This window comes from Arcicella aurantiaca, assembly GCF_003148625.1.
Lineage (GTDB): Bacteria > Bacteroidota > Bacteroidia > Cytophagales > Spirosomataceae > Arcicella > Arcicella aurantiaca.
This window is the reverse complement of the sequence record NZ_QGGO01000001.1, coordinates 183850-205963: the sequence shown is the minus strand read 5'-3', so window position 1 is coordinate 205963 and position 22114 is coordinate 183850. Positions and strand designations below refer to the sequence as shown.

General features: G+C 34.7%; 19 protein-coding genes. 8 read left to right on the top strand and 11 right to left on the bottom strand.

All coding sequences use genetic code 11. The features are described 5' to 3' along the window. Positions 1–92 precede the first annotated feature (92 nt). Positions 93–764 carry a peptidoglycan DD-metalloendopeptidase family protein gene (locus LV89_RS00860; RefSeq protein ID WP_109740960.1) on the bottom strand — a complete coding sequence of 224 codons (672 nt, stop codon included), beginning with the start codon at positions 762–764 and terminating at the stop codon, positions 93–95. 152 nt (positions 765–916) lie between these two features. Next, on the bottom strand, positions 917–1939 hold the full coding sequence (locus LV89_RS00855) for an SPASM domain-containing protein (RefSeq protein WP_109740959.1): 1023 nt from the start codon (positions 1937–1939) through the stop codon (positions 917–919). A 325-nt stretch (positions 1940–2264) separates the two neighbouring features. Between LV89_RS00855 and LV89_RS00850 the strand changes: the two genes are divergently transcribed. Continuing rightward, entirely contained in the window at positions 2265–3644 is a 1380-nt protein-coding gene (locus LV89_RS00850) for a Gfo/Idh/MocA family protein (RefSeq protein ID WP_109740958.1), read from the top strand. An 88-nt stretch (positions 3645–3732) separates the two neighbouring features. Here the strand turns inward: LV89_RS00850 and LV89_RS00845 are convergent, their stop codons facing one another. The 4 genes from LV89_RS00845 to bla form a co-directional block, all read right to left on the bottom strand. Next, the gene (locus LV89_RS00845; protein ID WP_109740957.1) at positions 3733–4992 is read right to left on the bottom strand and encodes a YeiH family protein; all 1260 of its coding nucleotides are present in this window, start codon (positions 4990–4992) and stop codon (positions 3733–3735) included. Between the two features lie 223 nt (positions 4993–5215). Further along, on the bottom strand, positions 5216–5767 hold the full coding sequence (locus tag LV89_RS00840; protein ID WP_109740956.1) for an RBBP9/YdeN family alpha/beta hydrolase: 552 nt from the start codon (positions 5765–5767) through the stop codon (positions 5216–5218). A gap of 264 nt (positions 5768–6031) precedes the next feature. Then, the gene (locus LV89_RS00835; RefSeq protein ID WP_229201452.1) at positions 6032–7879 is read right to left on the bottom strand and encodes a DEAD/DEAH box helicase; all 1848 of its coding nucleotides are present in this window, start codon (positions 7877–7879) and stop codon (positions 6032–6034) included. Positions 7880–8232: 353 nt separating this feature from the next. Further along, entirely contained in the window at positions 8233–9129 is an 897-nt protein-coding gene (gene bla / locus LV89_RS00830) for a class A beta-lactamase, subclass A2 (RefSeq protein WP_109740954.1), read from the bottom strand. Between the two features lie 213 nt (positions 9130–9342). Here bla and LV89_RS00825 point away from each other — a divergent pair, with 213 nt between their 5' ends. Next, positions 9343–10563, top strand: a complete 1221-nt coding sequence (locus LV89_RS00825) for a hypothetical protein (RefSeq protein WP_109740953.1) — start codon at positions 9343–9345, stop codon at positions 10561–10563. Positions 10564–10756: 193 nt separating this feature from the next. Next, positions 10757–11947: an MFS transporter gene (locus LV89_RS00820; protein WP_109740952.1), complete on the top strand. Its 1191-nt coding sequence runs from the start codon at positions 10757–10759 to the stop codon at positions 11945–11947. Here LV89_RS00820 and LV89_RS00815 read toward each other — a convergent pair. The 3 genes from LV89_RS00815 to rpoN all read right to left on the bottom strand — a co-directional run bounded on the left by LV89_RS00815 (position 11928) and on the right by rpoN (position 15096). Then, complete coding sequence (locus LV89_RS00815) at positions 11928–12707, bottom strand: enoyl-CoA hydratase/isomerase family protein (RefSeq protein ID WP_109740951.1); 780 nt, start codon at positions 12705–12707, stop codon at positions 11928–11930. The genes LV89_RS00820 and LV89_RS00815 overlap by 20 nt on opposite strands. A gap of 29 nt (positions 12708–12736) precedes the next feature. Continuing rightward, positions 12737–13342 carry a hypothetical protein gene (locus tag LV89_RS00810; protein ID WP_229201451.1) on the bottom strand — a complete coding sequence of 202 codons (606 nt, stop codon included), beginning with the start codon at positions 13340–13342 and terminating at the stop codon, positions 12737–12739. Positions 13343–13632: 290 nt separating this feature from the next. Next, positions 13633–15096 (bottom strand): RNA polymerase factor sigma-54, encoded by a 1464-nt coding sequence (rpoN, locus tag LV89_RS00805; protein ID WP_109740950.1) that lies wholly within the window; start codon positions 15094–15096, stop codon positions 13633–13635. A gap of 394 nt (positions 15097–15490) precedes the next feature. On the opposite strand from rpoN, the gene LV89_RS00800 reads away from it, so the two are divergent. The 3 genes from LV89_RS00800 (at position 15491) to LV89_RS00790 (ending at position 18256) form a co-directional block, all read left to right on the top strand. Further along, positions 15491–16141 carry a hypothetical protein gene (locus LV89_RS00800; protein WP_109740949.1) on the top strand — a complete coding sequence of 217 codons (651 nt, stop codon included), beginning with the start codon at positions 15491–15493 and terminating at the stop codon, positions 16139–16141. A gap of 56 nt (positions 16142–16197) precedes the next feature. Beyond that, positions 16198–17628 carry an asparagine--tRNA ligase gene (gene asnS / locus LV89_RS00795; protein ID WP_109740948.1) on the top strand — a complete coding sequence of 477 codons (1431 nt, stop codon included), beginning with the start codon at positions 16198–16200 and terminating at the stop codon, positions 17626–17628. Positions 17629–17797: 169 nt separating this feature from the next. Continuing rightward, positions 17798–18256, top strand: a complete 459-nt coding sequence (locus LV89_RS00790; RefSeq protein WP_109740947.1) for a nuclear transport factor 2 family protein — start codon at positions 17798–17800, stop codon at positions 18254–18256. Here the strand turns inward: LV89_RS00790 and LV89_RS00785 are convergent, their stop codons facing one another. Beyond that, positions 18257–20068, bottom strand: a complete 1812-nt coding sequence (locus LV89_RS00785) for a DUF5689 domain-containing protein (protein WP_109740946.1) — start codon at positions 20066–20068, stop codon at positions 18257–18259. It abuts the gene before it with no gap. A 38-nt stretch (positions 20069–20106) separates the two neighbouring features. Beyond that, entirely contained in the window at positions 20107–20787 is a 681-nt protein-coding gene (locus tag LV89_RS00780; RefSeq protein WP_109740945.1) for a transposase, read from the bottom strand. 315 nt (positions 20788–21102) lie between these two features. Between LV89_RS00780 and LV89_RS00775 the strand changes: the two genes are divergently transcribed. Both LV89_RS00775 and LV89_RS00770 read left to right on the top strand, forming a co-directional pair. Further along, a complete protein-coding gene (locus tag LV89_RS00775) occupies positions 21103–21714 on the top strand; it encodes a hypothetical protein (RefSeq protein ID WP_109740944.1) in 612 nt (203 codons plus the stop codon). Between the two features lie 48 nt (positions 21715–21762). Next, a complete protein-coding gene (locus LV89_RS00770) occupies positions 21763–22059 on the top strand; it encodes a winged helix-turn-helix domain-containing protein (RefSeq protein ID WP_109740943.1) in 297 nt (98 codons plus the stop codon). Positions 22060–22114 lie beyond the last annotated feature (55 nt).

Below are 22114 nucleotides of genomic sequence, written 5' to 3'. Positions count from 1 at the left end.
AAATAGGGTCATTCTGAAATTTAAGTTCCAAGAAATTAACTATTATTCATTCTCTTTTCTGTACTCTCGCCTCTATTATCTAATTTTTTACTCTATCCTCTAATCATTAGTAAAAGATTGGCATCTAAACATATTTCAGCAAATTCATTTTGTTTAGAAGGTTCGCACACTCCTGCGAAATCTCCTTTTTTGCTTAACATATCTGTCATTACTTGAAAATGAAGATGCGGAGGCCAATTTCCATTGATGGGGAAATTACCAAATTCCGCTATTTTTTCACCTGCTTCAATGGTTTTTCCTTCGTAAAGTCCTTCTAAACACTCTAAATTCAAATGCCCGTAAAGCGTATAAAAAGTTTCTCCTTCCAAAATATGTTCCAAAATAATGGTTGGTCCATAATCGCCAAAGTTGTCATTATTTGCAAAACTATGTACTTTCCCTTTCAGCGGTGCATATATTGGCGTACCTGCTTCTGCCCAAATATCTACGCCCAAATGAATAGAACGAGGTTCTTCAGTTTGCTGGAAATGTTCACTTCTACGATAAATATAACGATTTTCGAGGTAACCACCAATTGCACAAACGGCATTGACTTCCTTTATTTTACGAAAAACATATTCGTTGAATATTTCAGTATTAGTTAAATCAATTTCGTGAAGGTCTGTATTATTTTCAGTCAAATCTATATGATAGACGTTTTCCTCTGTCAAATCAAAAGGAACTACGGGATGAAATTGATGTCTTTTTAGTATTTCGGTTTTCATAATTGTAGTTCGGACAGCCCTGTCCGTAGTGAGAAAATATTTTAAAGTTTACTATAATTGTAGTTCGGACAGCCCTGTCCGTAGTGAGAAAATATTTTAAAGTTTACCCTAAAATGTTTTTTACATTTATACGGACAAGGCTGTCCGAGTTACTAAGCCCAAACTTGTGTTCCCTCTGTACAGTTTTTACACATTTCAATTTCTGAGCGAGAACGAATGAGCGTTTTTCTAAAATTTTGGTAGTTTTTCCCAAACCACAAATCAGTGAAAGTCTGGATTTTCATATCTCCCATTCGGTAATGAGCATCTTTGTCGAAACAACAAGGAACAACCAAGCCGTCCCAAGTAATTACGCACGAATGCCACATTTTCCAACAATGATTGATAAACTTATTCTTGATTTTATACGTTCCGTCCGACTGCTTTTTATAACGTGTATATTTTTCAATCGTAGGAATTAAATCTGAGCCTTGCTCATAATCATAAATTTGAGCCGTTTTCAAACCAACTTCATCCACTCCTAAATCTTTGGCTAATTGTTGAACTTCTGCAATTTGATGTTCATTGGGTTTTACCACTAAAAACTGAAAAACAACGTGTGGCGTACTTGATTTTAATGCTTTTTTCCACTTCAAAATATTACGAGTTCCTTCAATTACCTTTTCTAATTTTCCGCCAATTCGGTATTGTTCATAAGTTTCTTGGGTTGTACCATCAATTGAAATAATTAATCTATCCAAACCAGATTCTACGGTTTTTTTGGCATAAGTGTCAGTCAAATAATGAGCATTGGTAGAAGTTGCAGTATAAATATTTTTCTTTGAAGCATAACCTACTAAATCCAAAAACTGTGGGTGTAAATACGGTTCGCCTTGAAAATAAAAAATCAAATACAGTAACGTATCAGAAAGTTCGTCGATAGTTCTTTTAAATAAATCACCTTCCAACATTCCCGTTGGTCGGGTAAAAGAACGTAAACCACTCGGGCATTCGGGACAACGTAAATTACAAGAAGTTGTGGGTTCAAAAGAAATACTAAACGGTAAACCCCACTGAGAAGAACTACCCCAAATTTTAGAAACATAAAAACTGGACACAACTTTCAAACCGTTCCAAATGCGTTTTATGGTCAGTTTGGAAGCAAAATTAAGTCCGTCAGTAAAGTTTTTATTCATCTATTTTTCTGTAAAAAATTTAATTGCAAGATACCCTTAAAGGCTCGAAAAGGCAAATCATAGATTTTAAGATTTTGTAATTCCTCAACCTGAATTCCTATAATAACCTAACATTCAATATATTAAACAACATTGCGATTTTCAAATCTTCCCTTTTTTGTAACAAACGTTAATCATAATAAATTTCCTTTTAATAAGGATAAAGCATTATACTTTTTTCAAGATAAAATAATAAATTTCATAAACGAGACAAAAAACATATTTTAAAACAACAGTGCAATTATTCATTTTTCACGATGCTAAAACGTTACTCAAAACACAAACTATGAAAAATAATAGAAGAGACTTCATCAAAAAAATTAGTAGCACCTCCGCTTTATTAGTCGGAGGAATGGCATTAACTGATGCTTATGGAAAAACAATTACATTAAAATCTGATGTAAAAATTACCACCAACGACAAGATAAGAATTGCCCTAATCGGCTCTGGAATTATTGGTCATTCAGATACCGACACAGCCCTAAAAGTGCCTGGTATTGAACTTGTGGCGGTTTGTGATTTGTATTCGGGACGCTTAGAAAGAGCCAAAGAAAAATGGGGTGCAGCTATTTTTACCACACGTGATTATCGTGAAATTTTGAATCGTAAAGATATTGATGCGGTATTGGTTTGCACCTCCGACCATTGGCACGACCGCATTTCTATTGATGCCATGAATGCTGGCAAACACGTTTATTGTGAAAAACCAATGGTACATCACATCGACGAAGGGCAAGCTGTTATTGACACTCAAAAGAAAACGGGGAAAGTTTTTCAAGTGGGTTCACAGGTAGCAAGTTCGGTTTTAACGGCTGAAGCCAAGAAAATCTATCAATCAGGAATTATTGGAGACTTGGCTTATGTAGAAGCTACCAACGACCGCAGTACCGCCAATGGAGCATGGCAATATACCATTCCAACGGATGCCAACACCCAAACGGTTGATTGGGATAAATACGTAGGAGACGCTCCTAAAATGCCTTTTGATGCTAAAAGATTCTTCCGTTGGAGAAATTATAAAGATTACGGAACGGGCGTTGCGGGTGATTTATTTGTGCATTTATTGACCAATTTACATACCATTACAGGCTCAATTGGTCCCAATAAAATATTTGCTTTGGGCGAATTAAATTATTGGAAAGATGGGCGTGATGCCTATGATTTGGTTACTTCTTTAATGCAATATCCAGAAAGAAAAGAACATCCAGCATTTCAGTTTTTTACACGTGTCAACTTAGCAGATGGTGGAAGTAGTGGTTCACCAGCCAAAATAGTTGGAACGGAAGGCGTTATTGAAATTGGTTGGGGAACATTAAAAGTTAAAAGCTTTAAACGCCCAAAAGCACCTGAATTTGGAGGTTATGATTCGGTAAATACTTTCGCTCAAGCTCAACAAGAAGAATCGACAAAAGCATTTAATGCACTTTATTCAGAAGACGATAAAAAATGGAATTATGGTAAAGAAATAAACTTCAAAGTTCCGCAAGGATATGATGAACGTTTAGACCATTTCACGAATTTCTTTGAGTCTGTTCGTACAGGAAAAGCCGTTGCAGAAGATGCGACTTTCGGTTTGAGAGCTGCCGCACCTGCTTTGGCGTGTAATATGAGTGCAGCAAGCGGACAACCAATTCTTTGGGATGCGGAGAAAATGAAGGTTTTATAAATTTTCAACGCTGTAAAGGTTTGTATAAAAGCAAAGATACTATAAGTTTAACATCCCGAAAGTTTTAAAACTTTCGGGATGTTCTAAGTTAATCAAACAACAAATACGCAATGGCAAGCGTAATAAACACATTGAAAGTCTGAGCAATTAAAAATACATAAAGTGGCTTTTTCCCTTCTGCATTAAATAAATCCGAGAACTTAGTTTCAAGTCCAATACTGGTAAAAGCCAAAGCAAACCAAAGTCCTTGCAATGATTTCAAACCTCCTTTTACTTCATTGATGGTTTCAGAAGAAACAAAAAATGAAAACAAAAGAGAAGCCGCAATAAAACCAATCACAAACTTCGGGAAGCGTTCCCAAATAATGCCCAGCGTTGGCTTTGCTTCTTTTACGGTTTCAGATTGATTGTTGGTGTACGTCCAATAAATTGAAATGGCAAAAGCGGCTAAACCTAAAAGCACGTTCTGAGAAAATTTTACAATGGTACTAATTTTCAAAGCCGTCTCTCCTACCAAAGTTCCCGAAGCAATTACAGCTCCTGTGGTATCAATTGTTCCGCCCAACCAAGCACCCGTTACTTCTTCTGATAGATTTAGAGCTTTGGCAATAAAAGGCATGAAAATAATCATCGGAATTGCGGTAATTAATACCAATGAAATCACGTAAGAAAGCTTTTTAGAATTACCTTTTATCGCTCCAGAAGTTGCAATCGCAGCCGAAACGCCACAAATAGATACTGCACTCGAAAGCATAATTGCCATTTCTTCATCGACGCCCAATTTTTTAGCAACCCAAAAAGAAAAATACCATACCGAAACAACAACCAATAAAGCCTGAATTAATCCCAAAGAACCCGCTTTGAGAATATCTCCAAAAATTACGCTTGTTCCTAAAATAACTAAACCAATTTTCACTAATAATTCGGTTGATAATGAGCTTTTTAACCATTCTGGAACTGTTAAAAAATTACTAATAATTAAACCTATTGAAAGGCTAAAAATTACCGCTTCAAGATTCCAGTTTTTCAAAAACGCATTTCCTGCCAATACAAGAGCAAATGTTGTGAGAATATAAACAATTGGAAAACCTTTAATTGTGGCTAAAACATCTTTCCCCAAAGTTTTTGCGGCTAAAATGGCAATAGCATAAACAATTATAAATAAGGATGTTATAGTCGTTAAATTGCTTAAAGTCAATACTTTTTCAAATAGCTCGGAGGAATCTTTCCAACCAAAAGTGGGATTAGGAATTTTTAAGCCAAGAAGGGCTAAAATAATAATTAGGAAACCATAAACCACAACTGTCCAGTCTTCAGTTAGGGTAAATGTTGATTTTTGATTCGACATAGTGATTAATTTAGGGGATTTATATTTGTTGATTTTCAAATTTTAGAGGGAGTAAATTACTAAAACCTACAAAGTTTTCATAAGGGTTCTATATGTTTTGGTTTTATAAATTCATTTGTGCCTTTGCAGAACTAATTTATAAAAATATCCTTCACCCAAGCGGATAAAGGATATATAATTCAAACAAAACCATATTACTAAAAAATTCAAAAAAACTAAATACTCAAATTGTAATGAAATTGGAAAGATAGTTTTGCCCTTCTTCCCAAATTCCAATATTAGAATTTGCATTGATATGTCCCTTTTTACCAATATTGATAAACTGACTTCCCCAAGCATTCGCAAATTCGGCAGAACGGTCAATTGTTGCATATTGGTCGGTTGTACTGGCAATAACGATGCTCTCAAAAGGTAATTTTTCCTTCGGAATTGGGCTAAATCCATCTAAAAAACTTAATCTTCTTGATGATTCTGCGTCGGCGGGTGCTACTAAAAATGCTCCTTTTATTTTTTCAGAAAAGTAGTTATTTGCCCAATGCACAACCGTCAGACAACCCAAACTATGAGCTACTAAATAAGTTGGCTTGGTAAGTTTATTTACTTCTTCAGAAAGTTTTTTTATCCAAACATCACAAACGGGCAAATCCCAATTATTTTGTTCTACCCTTTTGAAGTTATTGGAATATTGTTTTTCCCAAAGAGTTTGCCAGTGATTAATTCCAGAACTTCCTAATCCTGGAACGACAAGAAAATCTGCTTGCTCTATTCTATTCATAATTTGACAAAGTGTTTTACATAATCTACAAATTTGATAGACTATAAGTTCAAAATAAAAGCGAAACTGATTCGCTTTTATTTTGAATATGATAATCATTACAAATATTATACTTAATCTATAAACTTACAATAGTAATAAGGGATTTATATTTCAGATTAAGAAATTTCTTTAAATTATATTATAAATAATGAGGAATTTTATAAAACAAAAAAGGTCAGCATGAAAATCATACTGACCTTTTTCAAGAATTATCTATTAATATTAGTTTGCTGGTTTAGCAATCTCAACATTTACACGTTTTCCTTTAATAGAAGCACCTTCCATTCTATTCAAAACAGTTGTTGCGTATTCCTTTGGAACATCAACAAATGAGTATTTATCGAAGATATTAATTTGTCCTAAAGTATTTCCTGGAATTCCAGATTCACCTGCAAAAGCACCTACGATATTAGCAGGAGAAATTTTCTCATCAAAACCAATATTTACAAACATTCTTACCATGTTAGCATCTTGACGATATGGTTTTCCAGCTTTATCTGTACGTGGGCCACGGTCTTCAAATGAACGTTGACGGTCGCCAGTACGAGGAGAACGAGAATCATTACGGTCAAAACGTCCGCCATCTCTACGGTCACCACCACGAGAATCGTTACGGTCGAAACGTCCACCATCTCTACCACCACGAGAATCACGATTACCAAAACGGTCACCACCACGAGAATCACGATTACCGAAACGGTCATTACCACGGTCATTTCTACGGTTACGGTCGTTTTCGCCTTCTAAGTTTTCGTCAGCAAATTCGTTTTTCGCAACACCCATATTCATTTTCACTAAAGCAGCCACTACTTGTTCTGTTGAGAAACCTGCGTGTTGTAAAGCTCCGAAAACATCCCCGAAAAGGTCTAAATCACCATCTTGAATAGCGTTTTGTACTCTTTCAATAAACATTCCTTTTTTAACACCTACAACATCAGAGAATGAAGGAATTACGCCTTTGTCAATTTTAACTTTAGTATAATTCATGATGTCTCTCAAACGGTTACGTTCAGCACCAACTACCAAAGTATAAGCTTTACCAGATTTTCCTGCACGACCTGTACGACCGATACGGTGTACATAATATTCTTCGTCTAATGGAATATCATAGTTAAATACTGCATCAACATCATTAACGTCGATACCACGAGCAGCCACGTCAGTTGCCACTAAGATAGTAACTAAACCTGAACGGAATTTAGACATTACGTTAGTACGTTGAGCTTGGCGTAAATCACCGTGCAAACCTTCAGCAGCATATCCACGTAATACTAATTCTTCTACTACTTCATCAACTTTTTTCTTCTGATTACAGAATACCAAAGCTAATTTCACACCGTAGAAATCCATCAAACGTGTCATTACTTCCATTTTCGCCTTGCCTTTTACATCAAAGTATAATTGTTCGATGTTGGCATTTGTGATTTCGTTTTTAACTACTTTCACTAATTTAGGTTCATTTTGGTAACGAGTTGTCAATGCCATAATTGGCTTAGACATCGTTGCAGAGAAAAATACCGTTTGGCGGTCTTCGTTAGTTTCTTGCAAGATACTTTCGATGTCATCACGGAAGCCCATATCGAGCATTTCGTCAGCTTCGTCAAGCACTGCCATTTGTACATTTTCTAATTTCAATGCACGTCTTTCAATCAAGTCAATTACACGTCCTGGAGTACCCACAACGATATTTGCACCTGCTTTCAAAGACTTTATTTGACGTTCGATTGAATCTCCACCATAAACAGTAGTAACCCAAACGCCTTTTTTGTACTTAGATAATTTCTTGATTTCTTCAGTTACTTGTACTGCCAATTCACGGGTTGGGCAAAGTACCAAGCCTTGTACGTATTTCTCAAAAGGAACAACTTTATCAACCATTGGAATACCAAATGCAGCAGTTTTTCCTGTACCTGTTTGGGCTTGTCCGATAACGTCACGACCTTCTAATAAATAAGGGATAGCTTCTGACTGGATTGGTGAAGCTGTTTCAAAGCCCATATCCAATACGGCTTTTTTAATATCTTCCGACACGGGAAGTTCGTCAAATCTTAATCTTACGATTTCACTCATGATTTTTTCTCGCCACATCTAACGACATGAAGAATGATTAAGGCATCGGCATGATGCTTCATTCGTTGTTGCGACTAATTTTTTAAATTGATTTGTAATAATTGCTTTAATGATGCCCGAACATCCGTTAAAGCTCTGGGAGACCGACTTGAGGAGTTATGAGTTATGAGTTGAAAATCAACCATTAACTTTAAACAAAACCACTCTTAGAAGAAGTGCTTCGTGCCAACGAAGCGAACACAGAGACGTGCGGATGTTGTTTTGTACTAATTTTCCACAAAGGTACGTCAATCTTTTGTATTCGCAAATTTATTTGGATTATTTTTAGAAAATCAATTCAGAAGACTATTTGTTTAAGGTCTTTTTAAATCATAATAATCCCAAACCACCTTCGTAATATCCGCCATGATGCGGTCGTTGGTGAGTTCTGTTTCGGTAGAGTTTGAGACAAATAATGCAATAGCCAATGCTTTGCCATTGGGCAAAATCACAATTCCAATATCATTGGTCGCTCCTGTCAAACCTTCTTCATTTTTGCCAGAAAAACCTGTTTTATGAGCTACGGTTGCATCTTTGGGTAATAATCCTCTGATTTTATTGGGTCCAGTCGTAGTTTCTACCATTACTTTCCACAAAAAATCTTGGCTATTCTTTGACATGATTCCTTGCTGATAGAATTTTTGTAACAATTTTGTAGCCGCCGCCGGTGTACTCCAATTGGTATATTGGACTTGCCAATCTTTCTGCATTTCTTCTTCAGTAGCAACAATATTTACATCCTTGACTCCAATTTTGTGAATATACTCATTGGCTTTTATTGCTCCGCCCATTAACCTAAAAAGTCTATCGCAACCATTATTATCACTTTGAGAAACGGTGTAAGCAATTATCTCACTCAAAGGAATCGAGATATTTCCTTCTGGATATTTATCTCTTAATGGACTCCAAGTATCAGGTCGTAAATCTGCTTTTGAAACGAAAATTGGCTGATTTAAAGAAAACTTCTTTTTATCTACCTGATTAAGAATCGCTAATGCAAGATGAAATTTATAGACACTTTGCATCGGAAAATGATGGGTTTTATTAAATGTCAACGTATCACCATTTGATAAATTCAAGACACTCACTCCTATTTTAGCATTTTTGGATTTGATTATTGTGGCAATTTTTTCTCTTAAAATTGTATGCTGAGAAAATGAAATCGCTTTGCATTGAAATAGAATAAGCCAAAATAATAAGTTTTTTTTCATGAGATTTTAGCGTTTGTTAGAATGAATATTTAAGAGATAAAATTATGAGAATATTACCGTATTATACTTTGCTTTTTCAAGACAAAATTGCAAAAAAACAAGAATTTTACAATTTCAATTCAAAAAGGGATAGGCTTTTAAGAAAATTATTCAAACTTTAATCAATAATTCATCAACACCATACGTTTTGACTAAAACTCTTTGTATTATTCCATGAAAAAAATATTTGCCATTTTCTTATTCTCATTTAGCTCATCACTTACATCGTATAGTCAAGTATATTCTGATTCCCTTATTATTAATATACAGGGAACGCTCGGAAAAATTCAAAGTGAAAATGAGAATCTAAAAAGTCGTCTTGAAATTCAAAGTCATTCACTAACTGATATATCTAAGAATCAATCACTTACAGACAGAACTAAGTGGGAGAAAATTAAAACTAACTTAGTGAAAAGTTCAGAAGTATATAAAATTCTGAGTGATGATATTATTGATTTAAAATCACAAGTTATTAATCAAGACTATCAAGGTTATATCAAAAAATTGAGTTCAGTAGAAAAAGGTCCATTAGGATTTTCTTTTGAAGACGTCATTTTAAAAACGGCTCAAAACAAAGCCATTTTTAGTAAAAAACAGAAAAATGAACGCTTTATGGGCGTTCTCAAAAGCCTGAAAGATAGTCCAATCGTTGGGTTGATTCCTTATGCTTCTCAAGCAGTAAACCTTTCAACCGCCGCTGTAAACGTTGCGTATGCGGCAGGTATGCAAGACAAAAAGGTGAATTTTGACAAAATCAAGGATTTTGAGAAGGAGCTTCAACGTTATACAGGCTTTTATAATATGCTTGATAAAGCCAATTTATTGAACACAAATTCGAGTGGGCAAACCGTTACGATGTTAGAAGCCTTGCAATTGGATTTATTAGAAAAATTCAAAAAAGATGCTCAAAAAGTTGGTTATAATCCAAGAGATATGCGTGGAGACGAAGCTCTTGACGATTATTTCAATTATATGATTGGTGAATTTTCTACTGATTTTATGAAGAAAAGAATCAATGAAATTGAAAGTAAATACACGACTAAAGATGGTAAAACCAATTTGGGTGAAATGCTACAAATGGAGTTGGATGTTCGTCATGTAAATAATAATTTAGATTATGTTCAAAGCCTTTGTAACCGTTTTATTGGTATCCATGACCAATATTTTGACTTTGAGAATCGTTATTTCGACCAAGTAAAACAAGCCATTAACGTAGCAAAAGCCAATAATATCATTGAAGGCGTTGGCGAAAAACCAGCACAAATGGTTTACGAAGATTTGATGAAAGATTTAGGAGCGAAAAAGAAGAAAAAAGACGCTGCCATTAAATCAAGTATTAATATTAAAGAGTTGAAAGACAAAATTGACTCTGTTGATATTTATAAAATTCTGTAAAATGATGCCAACACATCGAAAAAAGAGACCTAACAAGTCTCTTTTTTTATTGACTTTCAAACAAGACTATCACCAAAACGATACGGATTATTAAGTTTTTGATATTTATTATTGATTTAGTAGTAAAGCATTGAATAGAACGTCTGCAAAGTTGAGGATTGGGTAATTTTGTACAAAAATTTTATCTTTGCAAATGGAAAAACAGTCTTCTATATATAACACTCAATTTTGGTTACTTTGTATCAGTAACTTCCTTTTCTCTGCCAGTTTTCAAATGATGATTCCCGAATTGCCTGATTACTTAAAAGGCATGGGGGGAAAAGAATACATCGGATATATCATTGCATTGTTTACTTTAACGGCTGGTGCAGCTCGTCCTTTTTCTGGCAAATTAACCGATACCGTCGGGCGTGTACCCATTATGGCAATCGGTTCAATCGTTTGTTTTTTATGTAGTGGTATTTATCCATTTGTACATACCGTTTTTGGCTTTTTATTGCTTAGATTTTTTCATGGTTTTTCTACTGGAACAAAACCAACAGCAACCTCCGCTTATGTGGCTGATATAATTCCAGAAGATAGACGTGGTGAAGCACAAGGAATGTTGGGTATTTTTACCGCAACGGGAATGTCCCTCGGGCCAACCATTGGTAGTTATTTAGTAGGTTGGACTTCGATAAGTTTTATGTTTTTTACGTCTTCGGCTTTTGCTCTTTTTTCAATATTGATTTTATTGAACATGAAAGAAACGCTTCCTAAAGAACAAAAACAGCCTTTTTCACTTAAATTATTAAAAATTGGCTGGGCAGATGTTTTTGAACCAAGAGTGTTTCCTGCCTTTTTAGTAATGCTTACCGTTTCTTATTCTTCGGGTGTAGTTCTTACGCTTATCCCTGACCAAACTAAATTAGTCGGTTTAACAAACAAAGGTATTTTTTTCACCATTTATACCATTTCTTCCTTAGTGGTTAGATTATTTTTTGCGAAGAGTTCAGACAAATACGGACGCATTCCAATTCTAATGATTTCATCTGCTATCATGATTGTATCCATGCTCATGTGTGCATTTGCAGATTCGGTTTGGTTATTCGTATTAGCATCAATTTTATTTGGTTTTTCGTGGGGATTCAACACACCAACATTAATGGCTTGGACAGTCGATTTATCACATGAAGATTATCGTGGAAGAGCTATTGCAACGACCTATATCGCATTAGAAGCTGGTATCGGAATTGGAGCTTTGGTTTCGGGATATTTATACAAAGGAGTAATAGAAAATATGGCTATTTCCTATTACTTCGCAGGCTTTCTGTCCTTTGTATCTTTGGTATATTTATGGGTAATTTCGAAGGAATCTGTAAAACTTAGCTCCCTTGGAAATTAGTCGGTCGCTTTTGTAAAAATGCCGTAACACCTTCTGTAAAGTCATTGGTTTTTCCTGCAACATCTTGGTTTTGAGCCTCCAATTCCAGCATTTGGTCTAATGTTGAATGATAGGATTGGTTCAAAACCTTTTTGATTAATCCAATGGCTTGGGTTGCTCCTTTGGCATACATTTGAGCCGTTTGAGTAACTGTAATATCTAATTCAGAAGCAGTAACTACATTGTTTACTAAACCCAATTCCAAACATTCCTTTGCTCCTACTATTCGTCCTGTTGAGGCTAATTCAAAGGCTTTTTGCGAACCAATTAATCTTGGTAAAAAATATGAAGAACCTGCATCAATAATCAATCCGATACTGACAAAAATTTGTGACATTTTAGCATTTTCAGAAGCAATAATTACATCGCAAGCTAAAGCCAAAGAACACCCCGCTCCTGCTGCAATTCCATTCAAACGACAGATGACAGGTTTGGCTAAATTTCTAATTGATAAAATCATCGGATTATAGTTTTTCCGCAATGATTCGCCCAAACTGGTAGCACCGCCTAAACCATTTTTTAGGTCAGCCCCCGAAGAAAAAGCCTTATCCCCCGAACCTGTCAGCACAACTACTCGCACCTGTGAATCCTCTCCCGCTTGGGTAAATGCCTGTGTAATTTCTTGAATTAAAGCTGGACTAAGAGCGTTGTAAACTTCTGGACGGTTGAGTGTAATAGTACAAACACCGTCATTAATTTCATAAAGTAAATGATTAAACATATCTCGATTGTTGATGGAAAATGAAAATTTTAAAGAAAGTCAATTAAAAACACCACTGATAAACTTACGGAAAGACCTAATATAGAACCCGCCATTATTTGAGCAGGCGTATGAGCATTGAGATGTAAGCGTGCTGATAACAAAAAACCAACCACTATAATAACTGCCAAAATTGGATAAAAGAGGTCGTTATTTCCATATTTTATCGCAATACCTAATAAAGCTCCTAACATTCCATTCGCTCCAACAGCATGAGCTGATATTTTCCAATATAAACTAATAACCGCCACCGCTCCGATTGAAAAAGCAATGCCTGTAATAATCAGAGCAACTTCTGGAAATTGATGGAGTTTTAAGGTAAAAAAAGTTGCCACAAATGTATAAATCGCAACCGTTACCAAATACGGAATTCTTCTATCTGCGAGCGTTTCCATACGTAAATCTCCTACAAAACCAAAACGATGTAAAGCGTAAATACTGAAAACGGGAAGCACAAAGGTTTGTAAGAAAATCAAAAGAAGAAGTCCCATTTTCAAACTCATCATGCCCACTTTAGCAGAGCCATTAAATTCCTCTAAATTCTGAATTGATTCGGGAGCGATATAAAAAAGAATGGCAAATATGATAGTAGGCATCAATAAAGGATGCAACAATGCGGAAAGTATTTGGGCAAATCGGGTATTCAAATCAGTTAACAGTAAACAATTATCAGTAAACAATTATCAGTAAACAATCGGATATTAAAAGACAAATAGATATTACTAAGTGCAAAGTACACAAAAAAACCAGTATATATCCTAAAATAAATACTGGTTTTTTGATAATGTTTACTGATAACTGTTCAGTGTTATCTGCCTTTACATATCCTAAAATAAATACTGGTTTTTTGATAATGTTTACTGATAACTGCTTACTGTTCTCTGTCCTAAAGTTGTTTTCTTAATCGTGCCACAGGAATATTTAATTGTTCACGATATTTAGCAACGGTTCTACGAGCAATATTATAACCTTTTTCGTTGAGATATTTCTCTAATTTATCGTCTGACAATGGACTTTTCTTGGGTTCATTATCGATTAATTCTTTCAAGATATTTTTCACTTCACGGCTTGAAACATCTTCACCCGAATCTGTGGCAATACCTTCTGAGAAAAAATATTTTAGAGGATATAAACCAAATTCTGTTTGTACCGATTTACTACTTGCCACCCTCGAAACCGTTGAAATATCCATTTCTATTTGATTGGCAATGTCTTTCAAAATCATTGGTTTCAATTTCGTTTCATCACCCGTCAAGAAAAACTCTTTTTGATAATCTAAAATAGCTTTCATCGTTCTCAACAAGGTATTTTGACGTTGTTTGATAGCATCAATAAACCATTTAGCAGAATCCAATTTTTGCTTGATAAAGGTAACAGTTTCCTTAATTACCCGATTATTCTTGTCAGATTTATCATAAGTATCCAACATTTCATGGAAAGAATGGCTTACTCTTAATTCTGGAGCATTTTTTGAATTCAAGGAAAGTTCTAATTTTCCGTTGTTATTCATCAATAAATAATCAGGCAAAAGGTACTGTATTATTGTTCCATCTTCTTCGGCTGCTCCGGGTTTTGGATTTAATTTTGTAATCGCTTTTACGGCTTGTTTCATGCAAGAATCATCAATGCCTAAACGCTTCTGGATTTTGTCGTAATGCTTCTTAGAAAATTCGTCGAAATTGTCTTCAATAATTTTAATGGCATATTGAATAATTACATCGTCTAAATCTTTTCTATCTAATTGCAATAACAAACATTCTTGTAAATCACGAGCGGCAATTCCGGGTGGGTCAAAATGTTGAATTTGTTTCAAGACAATTTCAACATCTTCTACCGTTGTATAAACGCCCTGTGTGAAAGCTAAATCATTCACAACTGCCTGCAATGGGCGGCGAATATAACCATCTGTTTCGATTGAGCCAATCAACTGTTTTCCAATTGTTTCTTGTTGTTCTTCTAAACGGAGAAAACCCAATTGAGAAATAAGATGGTCGGTCAAAGATGAAATCATTGCGATAGGCATTTCTTTGTCATCATCATCACCACTGCCATCGCCTTGCATTTTATAACCACTATAATCATCATGAAGATAAGACTCAATGTCTAAATCACGGTCGTTATAGTCACCAAACTCTTCATCGGCATAATCATCAAAATCGTCATCGTACTCATCACGTTCTTTGATGTCATTGTCCATTTCCATACCTTCCTCAAGAGCAGGATTTATTTCGAGTTCTTCTTCAATGCGAGCCGCAAGTTCAAAGGTTGGTATCTGCAACAACTTGATAAATTGTATCTGTTGTGGAGATAGTCTTTGCTGGATGGATTGACTTAAGGAAAGTTTTTGCATAATTCTAAGGCAGTAAGGTACTGATGAACAATTTAGGTTGGTATTGTATTTGTGCAAGACACATCTGAATACCGTTCTAACAAATATCTTGCCAAATTTATGGAATTAAAAATCACAATGTCAAGACTTTTTTAAAAATTAATGAAATTATTTTATAACCAACTAACAAACAGCAACTTACAATTAAATAAAAATAAATTAACAATTGTTAAATATTTTCAATTTCAATAAAATTAGTTCAAAATAAGAACAAAATCACCTATTTTGAGAATACAAGAAATGACTTCATTTTAATGGGAAACAAGTCAAAATTTTTGACGTAAAAAAGAGGAAAAAGTTACAGATATTCGGTATTTGAGAGAATTGTTGGTAATTTTGAGAAAAAGAAAAACACATGGAAAATCAGAAGAAACAAGAAAAATGGTCGGAACCTCTTTTGATTAAAACTTTTGGTTTAAAGAAGTTTTATGAAACTTATCCATTATTAGATGAATGGTTGGATGCGAAAGAAGAATTCAGTAAGATAGAAATTGATTTTATGAATAACCTTCGCCGTAAATTGATGATAAATGTGAATACTTGGAATGAGGAAGAATTAAAAATGAATTTTATAGCTTTGTTACTCAATGTTTTAGTGGATTACGAAAGCGATAAATATAATACTTATTTCGAAAAGGAAATTTCAGTAAATTATGATGGTCATTTCCTAAAAACCAGAACTGATTTTATGATTGCTAAAGGAATTTTGAACATGGTTGAAAATCCTTATTTTTGCTTTCACGAGTATAAAGCCACCAAAAAAAATCCAGAAGACCCCATCACTCAGGTTCTACTTGGAATGTTAATTGCCCAAAAGACCAATCACGATAACAAACCACTTTATGGCGTTTACAATATCGGAAGAGAATGGTATTTTATGGTTTTAGAAAATCAAAATTATGCTGTGAGCAAATCATTTGACTCTACTCAATCAATTGATTTACAGGAAATTGTAGCTATTTTAAGAAAATTCAAAGTAATACTGGAAGAAAAATTAATTATCTAAATGTGTAAGTTCGTAGAAAACAAACATCGAACATCGGAAAACAAATATCGAATTTAATGCAAATCAAACAAATTTTAGCGGAGGCTGCCGTTGGTAGCGAAATAACAGTAAAAGGCTGGGTAAGAACGAAACGGGTACAACCGAATGTAATTTTTATTAATATCAATGATGGCTCTGTAATTCATAATATTCAAGCAGTTGCAGAACCAGGAATTATCAACGAAGATACGCTCAAACTTATCACTACGGGGTCATGTATTGCCGTAACGGGTACTTTGATTGAATCGAAAGGTTCGGGACAACGTGTGGAAATTGAGGTAAAATCGGTAAGCGTTTATGGAACGGCTGACCCTGATAAATACCCGCTTCAACCTAAAAAACACAGTTTGGAGTTCTTGCGTGAAATTGCACACTTACGTCCACGTACCAATACATTTTCAGCGATTCTTCGTATTCGTCATACTTTGGCTTATGCCATTCATAAGTATTTTAACGACAATGGTTTCTTCTATTTGCATACGCCAATCATTACGGGGTCGGATGCAGAAGGTGCTGGAGAAATGTTTAGAGTGTCAACCCTTGACCCTAAAAACCCACCATTGAACGAAGACGGAACGATTAATTATAAAGAAGATTTCTTCGGAAAAGAAACTAATTTAACGGTTTCTGGACAATTGGAAGGTGAATTAGGAGCAATGGCTTTGTCTAAAATTTATACTTTTGGACCAACTTTCCGTGCTGAAAATTCAAATACGGCTCGCCACTTGGCTGAATTCTGGATGATTGAACCAGAAGTTGCTTTCTATGAATTGGAAGACAATATGGCTTTGGCGGAAGACTTTACAAAATATGTAATTCGTTATGCTTTAGAAAACTGTGCTGACGATTTAGCATTTTTAGAAAATCGTTTGAAAGACGAAGAAAAATCTAAAAAAGCTGACGAACGTTCGGAGTTAGATTTGATTCAAAAATTGAAGTTTGTTGTTGATAATGAATACGTTAAATTGACTTATACCGAAGCGATTCAAATTTTATTATCATCAAAACGTCATAAAGAAGGTAAATTCCAATATCCTGTTGAGTGGGGAATTGACTTACAGTCGGAACATGAGCGTTATTTGGTTGAAAAGCACTTTAAAAAACCAGTTATCTTAACGAACTATCCAAAAGATATTAAGGCGTTTTACATGAAATTGGACGATGACGGAAAGACAGTTCGTGCCATGGACGTACTTTTCCCTGGAATTGGCGAAATCATCGGTGGTTCTCAGCGTGAAGACAGCTACGAGAAATTATTACAACGTTCAAAAGATGTGGGTATCCACGAAGAAACCATTTGGTGGTATTTAGAAACTCGTCAATTTGGTTCAGCTCCACACTCAGGTTTCGGTATCGGTTTCGAGCGTTTGGTAATGTTCGTTACAGGAATGGGTAACATCCGTGACGTGATTCCTTTCCCAAGAACACCAAAATCGGCTGAGTTCTGATATTAGATTAGACCACAGATTCTACTGATTAGACAGATTCTCACAGATTTTATTTTATTGTAAAATCTGTGAGAATCTGTCTAATCAGTAAACTTTTTCCTTAATTTTAATCTGTGAAAATCCATTCAATCAGTACAATCTGTGGGCTAATCATTAAGCATAAATCAATATGAAAAAGTCGTTTCTTATTTTCGCATTATTATTTATTTCAGTATTTGCAAAAGCTCAATCTGAAGATGAAAAAGCGGTAAAAGCAGTTGTTGTTCAACTATTTGACGGAATGCAAAAACATGATTCTACCATGATTAGAGCCTGTTTTCATTCTTCGGTAAGAATGCAGTCAATTGGAACAAATCGCAAAACGGGTGCTTTGGAATTAACCACAGAAAACTCAATTGATGGGTTTGTAAAACAAATTGGCAGTTTACCCGCCAATGTAAAAATTGAAGAAAGAGTTTTAAGCTATGAAATCAGAGTAGATGCTCAAATGGCAACCGCTTGGACGCCTTACGAATTGTACGTAAACGAAAAACGCCAACATTGTGGTGTTGACGCTTTTCAATTTTATAAAACCGATAAAGGTTGGAAAATCATTGCTCTTGCGGATACTCGTAGAAAATGTGAATAGTTATTCTTTGACAATTTTCAAAACCCCATGCTTCTCCCCTGCTTGTATTCTCAAAAAATACATTCCCAAAGGTAAAATTGACAACTTTTCATTGATGGACTGATTCATTTCTGAAAAGTTTCCAGAACTTTCTATTAAATTATTTCCCGAAAAATTCATTAGAGAATAATCAAAAGTATTGCCCTCTACTTCAATAGTTATACTACCTTTCGTTGGATTTGGATAAACATTCATCGCCAACTCTTCAAATTTTGGTTCAAAACCCAAAACTCTATCTCTTTCAAAATTAAAGGTTGCATATACAGGCAAATGGTCTGACGTTGTTGCTGAATAATTGGCAATATACATAAATCCTAACTCTGTCGAGACTGAATTTGCCACGTAATTATTCACTAATTCGTCAGAAACGGTGATATGGTCTGTCACATTATTCTGCGACAAATAACTCCTTACACCATTATCTGTCAGCGACTTAGTAACTATTTGGTAATTCTTTGTATCGTCAATAAATTTCTTGTAAGATGATTCTTTTGTAGAAGTAATTTCCGAGACGGTTTCATCGACATCATCATTATAATCTCCAATCAAAATCACGTTGGCAGTCGGAAATTGAGCGTCTAAAGTATCTTTCAGTACGCCAATATCGTATTTTCTCTGAGCATATTGCAACTCCTTTTCGGCAGTTGTTGCAGTAGTGCCAATTGTATTTGTTCTTGCATGAATACCAACAAAGTTCAATCGTTTTTTCACGCCATTAATATTAACATCAGCCACAAACAAATACGGTAAGCGTCCAGAAGACCAAAAATTGCTTGGTTTATTATCTGGATAATTAGGCAGAGGAGTCGCTTTTGTCAATAACGAACGAGCCGAAACAGAATCAACTACGCCTTTTTTATAGACAAAACAAACTCGTTGTGCATCGTCTGCCACACCTCCCGCCGAAACCGCTGAAGAACAAAAACCTTTATAATTGGTATATTTTGAAATAAAATCTTTAAAAAACTTCACATTCGAAACCTCCTCCAAAACAAAAATATCAGCTTTAAGAGAATCTAAAACTTGTTGAAAATTTTTCTGTTGGAGCAATTCTCCCGTTGGTCCATTGGCGGTATTTCCTAACCAATTGGTATTCCAAGTAGCTAATTTAAAGGATTTTTCAGCCGTTAAACCCGTTTGAGGCTTTTTGTAAACTTCGGTATTTGGCAAATCATCAGTAAAACGTGGTTGCAATTGATACGTCGTATTATTCAAACCTACAATACCTGTGATGGTTACGGCACTTTGCGGTTTTGTTCTTCCGATAAGATTAGTTGTTGCATTAATTTTCACTTCAAGCGTATTTGTCCCATTTTTAGTTGCATAATTTGCATTGGGCAACAAGACAAACTTCTTATCGTCAAAATCAAGGTCTTTAATCGTCACCAATTGTCCTTCATAATTTTTGGCATCGGTAATAGAAATAACTTTTGGCGTAACAGCCTTTGCGGGTACATTAATTTTTGTATAATCAACGATACTTGAGGTACTTCCAATTTGAATTTGAGAACTAAAAGAGGCAATTAATCCCGCAACTTTCACCGAATCTCCGATTGAAACGCCATTGGCAAAGGCAGTATTAAAAACAGGAATTCCTCCAGTAGCATCTTGAATATAAGCCATTGAGCCAAATTGATTGGTAGCCGTAACTCGTCCAATAACATAAGCAGCTTTTCCAACTGCAACTTTTCGAGCTTGAGCAATAGTAATATAAGTTTGCCCTTGCCCCATAAATGGTAGGCAAAATAAAAGTAGGATTAAATATTTCTTCATGGCGGATTGAAGTAACACAGACTTTAGTCTGTAAATAATCAAGGTAAATTTAATTGATAAACATCTTTCACGTAAGTAAAGGAAAAATCCTGCCAAAAATTTACCAAGTTAGCTTTGACAGGATTATTTGCTATATAGCTGATGATATTATCCCGTTCCTTTTCATTTCTAACATAGTGGTCATACGACTCTACTTGCCAAAATCTCCCTTTTCTCTTAATAATTTTATTCGCTTCATAAGCTGAACTTCCTTTTATCAACTTTAATAGCTCTGACAAAGGTTTATAATTATTAGAGGTAATTTCTGTACTTGCTGGCAAATCCTCAATTTGCACATACAAATCTATCAATAAATGTACATGATTAGACATAATGCAAACTGCCAACAAATCATAATATTTTCCATCGTAAAAGGTTATTTTATCCATCACTATTTGGGCAACTTCTCTATTCTTTAAGTAGTTTTCACCATGAATAGCATTATCCAAAATAGCATCAAATCTCGAGAAATGTCGTTTGTGTTCTTTAATAATTTCCTCATAAAAATTTAGAGGTCTATTATCTCTTAGATAAGCAATTTTGATAAGTTTTTCCTGTTGTAAAGCAACAATAATCTGTACCGGAATTGCATCATGAAGATTAAAAGTAATAAAGAAAGTTGAACCAATTGGTTGGATATGGGGCAGATTTCTTCGGTAGACAGTTTTGATTAATTTCATTTGGTAGAATTTGTAACACAGACTTTAGTCTGTAAAATGTAACACAGACTTTAGTCTGTAAAATGTAACACAGACTTTAGTCTGTAAAATGTAACACAGACTTTAGTCTGTAAAATATAACACAGACTTTAGTCTGTAAAATGTAACACAGACTTTAGTCTGTAACAGTAAATATATGAAATATTTTCAATCAACAATTTTATACTTACAGACTGAAGTCTGTGTTACATTAATTTTCCAAATAAATAATCTATAAAAGTTTGGAAAATAAAAACTCACACATTTACTTTGCACCACAAAGTAATTTGAATCAAAATGAAACAACATCTCCAAGACCTTACAGAAATTCGTTCGATGATGGAACGTTCTTCTCGATTTATTTCATTGAGTGGATTATCAGGCGTTTTTGCAGGAACATTTGCTTTAATAGGTGCCTATATTGCCTATAATCGTATTTTGGAAGATAACGAAGGCGAGTATTTGAATCTATTAGACAATACTCCTTTGCTCCGTTTCATTGTAGTTGACGGCATCGTGGTTTTGACGTTTTCGCTTATTTTTGCATTTTATTTAACTGCTCGACAAGCCAAAAAGAAAGGATTAAAGCTTTGGGATAATACTTCGAGAAGATTATTGGTAAATATGGGCGTTCCGTTAATTGCAGGCGGTTTTTTCTGCTTGATTTTATTACAACAAGCTCCGCATTTGATTGACTCTGCAACTTTAGTTTTTTATGGTTTAGCCTTAATAAACGCCTCAAAATACACTTACGACGATGTTAAATATGTAGGTTACATAGAAGTTGTTTTGGGCTTAGCTTGCGGACTTTTGAACGAATGGCGAATCGGATTACTCTTCTGGGCTTTGGGTTTTGGAGTTTTACACATTGTTTACGGAATTGTGATGTACAAGAAATATGAGCGGTGATTTACGAAAAAACTATTTAGATAAATCACTCAATTTTTAAAATTTGTTATGAAAAACTTAATCGCTGATATAAATAAAGCTTTCGAAAATCGTGTACGGTTGGGCATTATGTCTATCCTCATGGTGAACGATTGGGTAGATTTTGGCGAATTAAAAGAAATGCTTGACCTTACAGACGGTAATTTATCATCTCATATTTCAGCATTAGAAAAAGAAAAATACATACAAATCCGTAAGGCATTTATTGGCAAACGACCGAATACGTCTTTTCAAGCAACAACAGAAGGAAAACAAGCCTTTCAAGAGCATTTGAATGCTTTAGAAGCTTTGATAAAAGGAATGTAAAATCAAGTCTTTTAAAGACTTTTTTTAGAAACATTAACTTTGAAATACAAAGTAG

What these genes read in the sequence shown, in the direction of transcription:
- rpoN (WP_109740950.1), bottom strand. Translation starts at nt 15,096, where the DNA reads ATGCAAAAACTTTCCTTAAGTCAATCCATCCAGCAAAGACTATCTCCA.
- LV89_RS00825 (WP_109740953.1), top strand. Translation starts at nt 9,343, where the DNA reads ATGAAAAAAATATTTGCCATTTTCTTATTCTCATTTAGCTCATCACTT.
- LV89_RS00780 (WP_109740945.1), bottom strand. Translation starts at nt 20,787, where the DNA reads ATGAAATTAATCAAAACTGTCTACCGAAGAAATCTGCCCCATATCCAA.
- asnS (WP_109740948.1), top strand. Translation starts at nt 16,198, where the DNA reads ATGCAAATCAAACAAATTTTAGCGGAGGCTGCCGTTGGTAGCGAAATA.
- LV89_RS00810 (WP_229201451.1), bottom strand. Translation starts at nt 13,342, where the DNA reads ATGCCTACTATCATATTTGCCATTCTTTTTTATATCGCTCCCGAATCA.
- LV89_RS00770 (WP_109740943.1), top strand. Translation starts at nt 21,763, where the DNA reads ATGAAAAACTTAATCGCTGATATAAATAAAGCTTTCGAAAATCGTGTA.
- LV89_RS00840 (WP_109740956.1), bottom strand. Translation starts at nt 5,767, where the DNA reads ATGAATAGAATAGAGCAAGCAGATTTTCTTGTCGTTCCAGGATTAGGA.
- LV89_RS00835 (WP_229201452.1), bottom strand. Translation starts at nt 7,879, where the DNA reads ATGAGTGAAATCGTAAGATTAAGATTTGACGAACTTCCCGTGTCGGAA.
- LV89_RS00860 (WP_109740960.1), bottom strand. Translation starts at nt 764, where the DNA reads ATGAAAACCGAAATACTAAAAAGACATCAATTTCATCCCGTAGTTCCT.
- LV89_RS00855 (WP_109740959.1), bottom strand. Translation starts at nt 1,939, where the DNA reads ATGAATAAAAACTTTACTGACGGACTTAATTTTGCTTCCAAACTGACC.
- LV89_RS00845 (WP_109740957.1), bottom strand. Translation starts at nt 4,992, where the DNA reads ATGTCGAATCAAAAATCAACATTTACCCTAACTGAAGACTGGACAGTT.
- LV89_RS00775 (WP_109740944.1), top strand. Translation starts at nt 21,103, where the DNA reads ATGAAACAACATCTCCAAGACCTTACAGAAATTCGTTCGATGATGGAA.
- LV89_RS00785 (WP_109740946.1), bottom strand. Translation starts at nt 20,068, where the DNA reads ATGAAGAAATATTTAATCCTACTTTTATTTTGCCTACCATTTATGGGG.
- LV89_RS00790 (WP_109740947.1), top strand. Translation starts at nt 17,798, where the DNA reads ATGAAAAAGTCGTTTCTTATTTTCGCATTATTATTTATTTCAGTATTT.
- LV89_RS00800 (WP_109740949.1), top strand. Translation starts at nt 15,491, where the DNA reads ATGGAAAATCAGAAGAAACAAGAAAAATGGTCGGAACCTCTTTTGATT.
- LV89_RS00820 (WP_109740952.1), top strand. Translation starts at nt 10,757, where the DNA reads ATGGAAAAACAGTCTTCTATATATAACACTCAATTTTGGTTACTTTGT.
- LV89_RS00815 (WP_109740951.1), bottom strand. Translation starts at nt 12,707, where the DNA reads ATGTTTAATCATTTACTTTATGAAATTAATGACGGTGTTTGTACTATT.
- LV89_RS00850 (WP_109740958.1), top strand. Translation starts at nt 2,265, where the DNA reads ATGAAAAATAATAGAAGAGACTTCATCAAAAAAATTAGTAGCACCTCC.
- bla (WP_109740954.1), bottom strand. Translation starts at nt 9,129, where the DNA reads ATGAAAAAAAACTTATTATTTTGGCTTATTCTATTTCAATGCAAAGCG.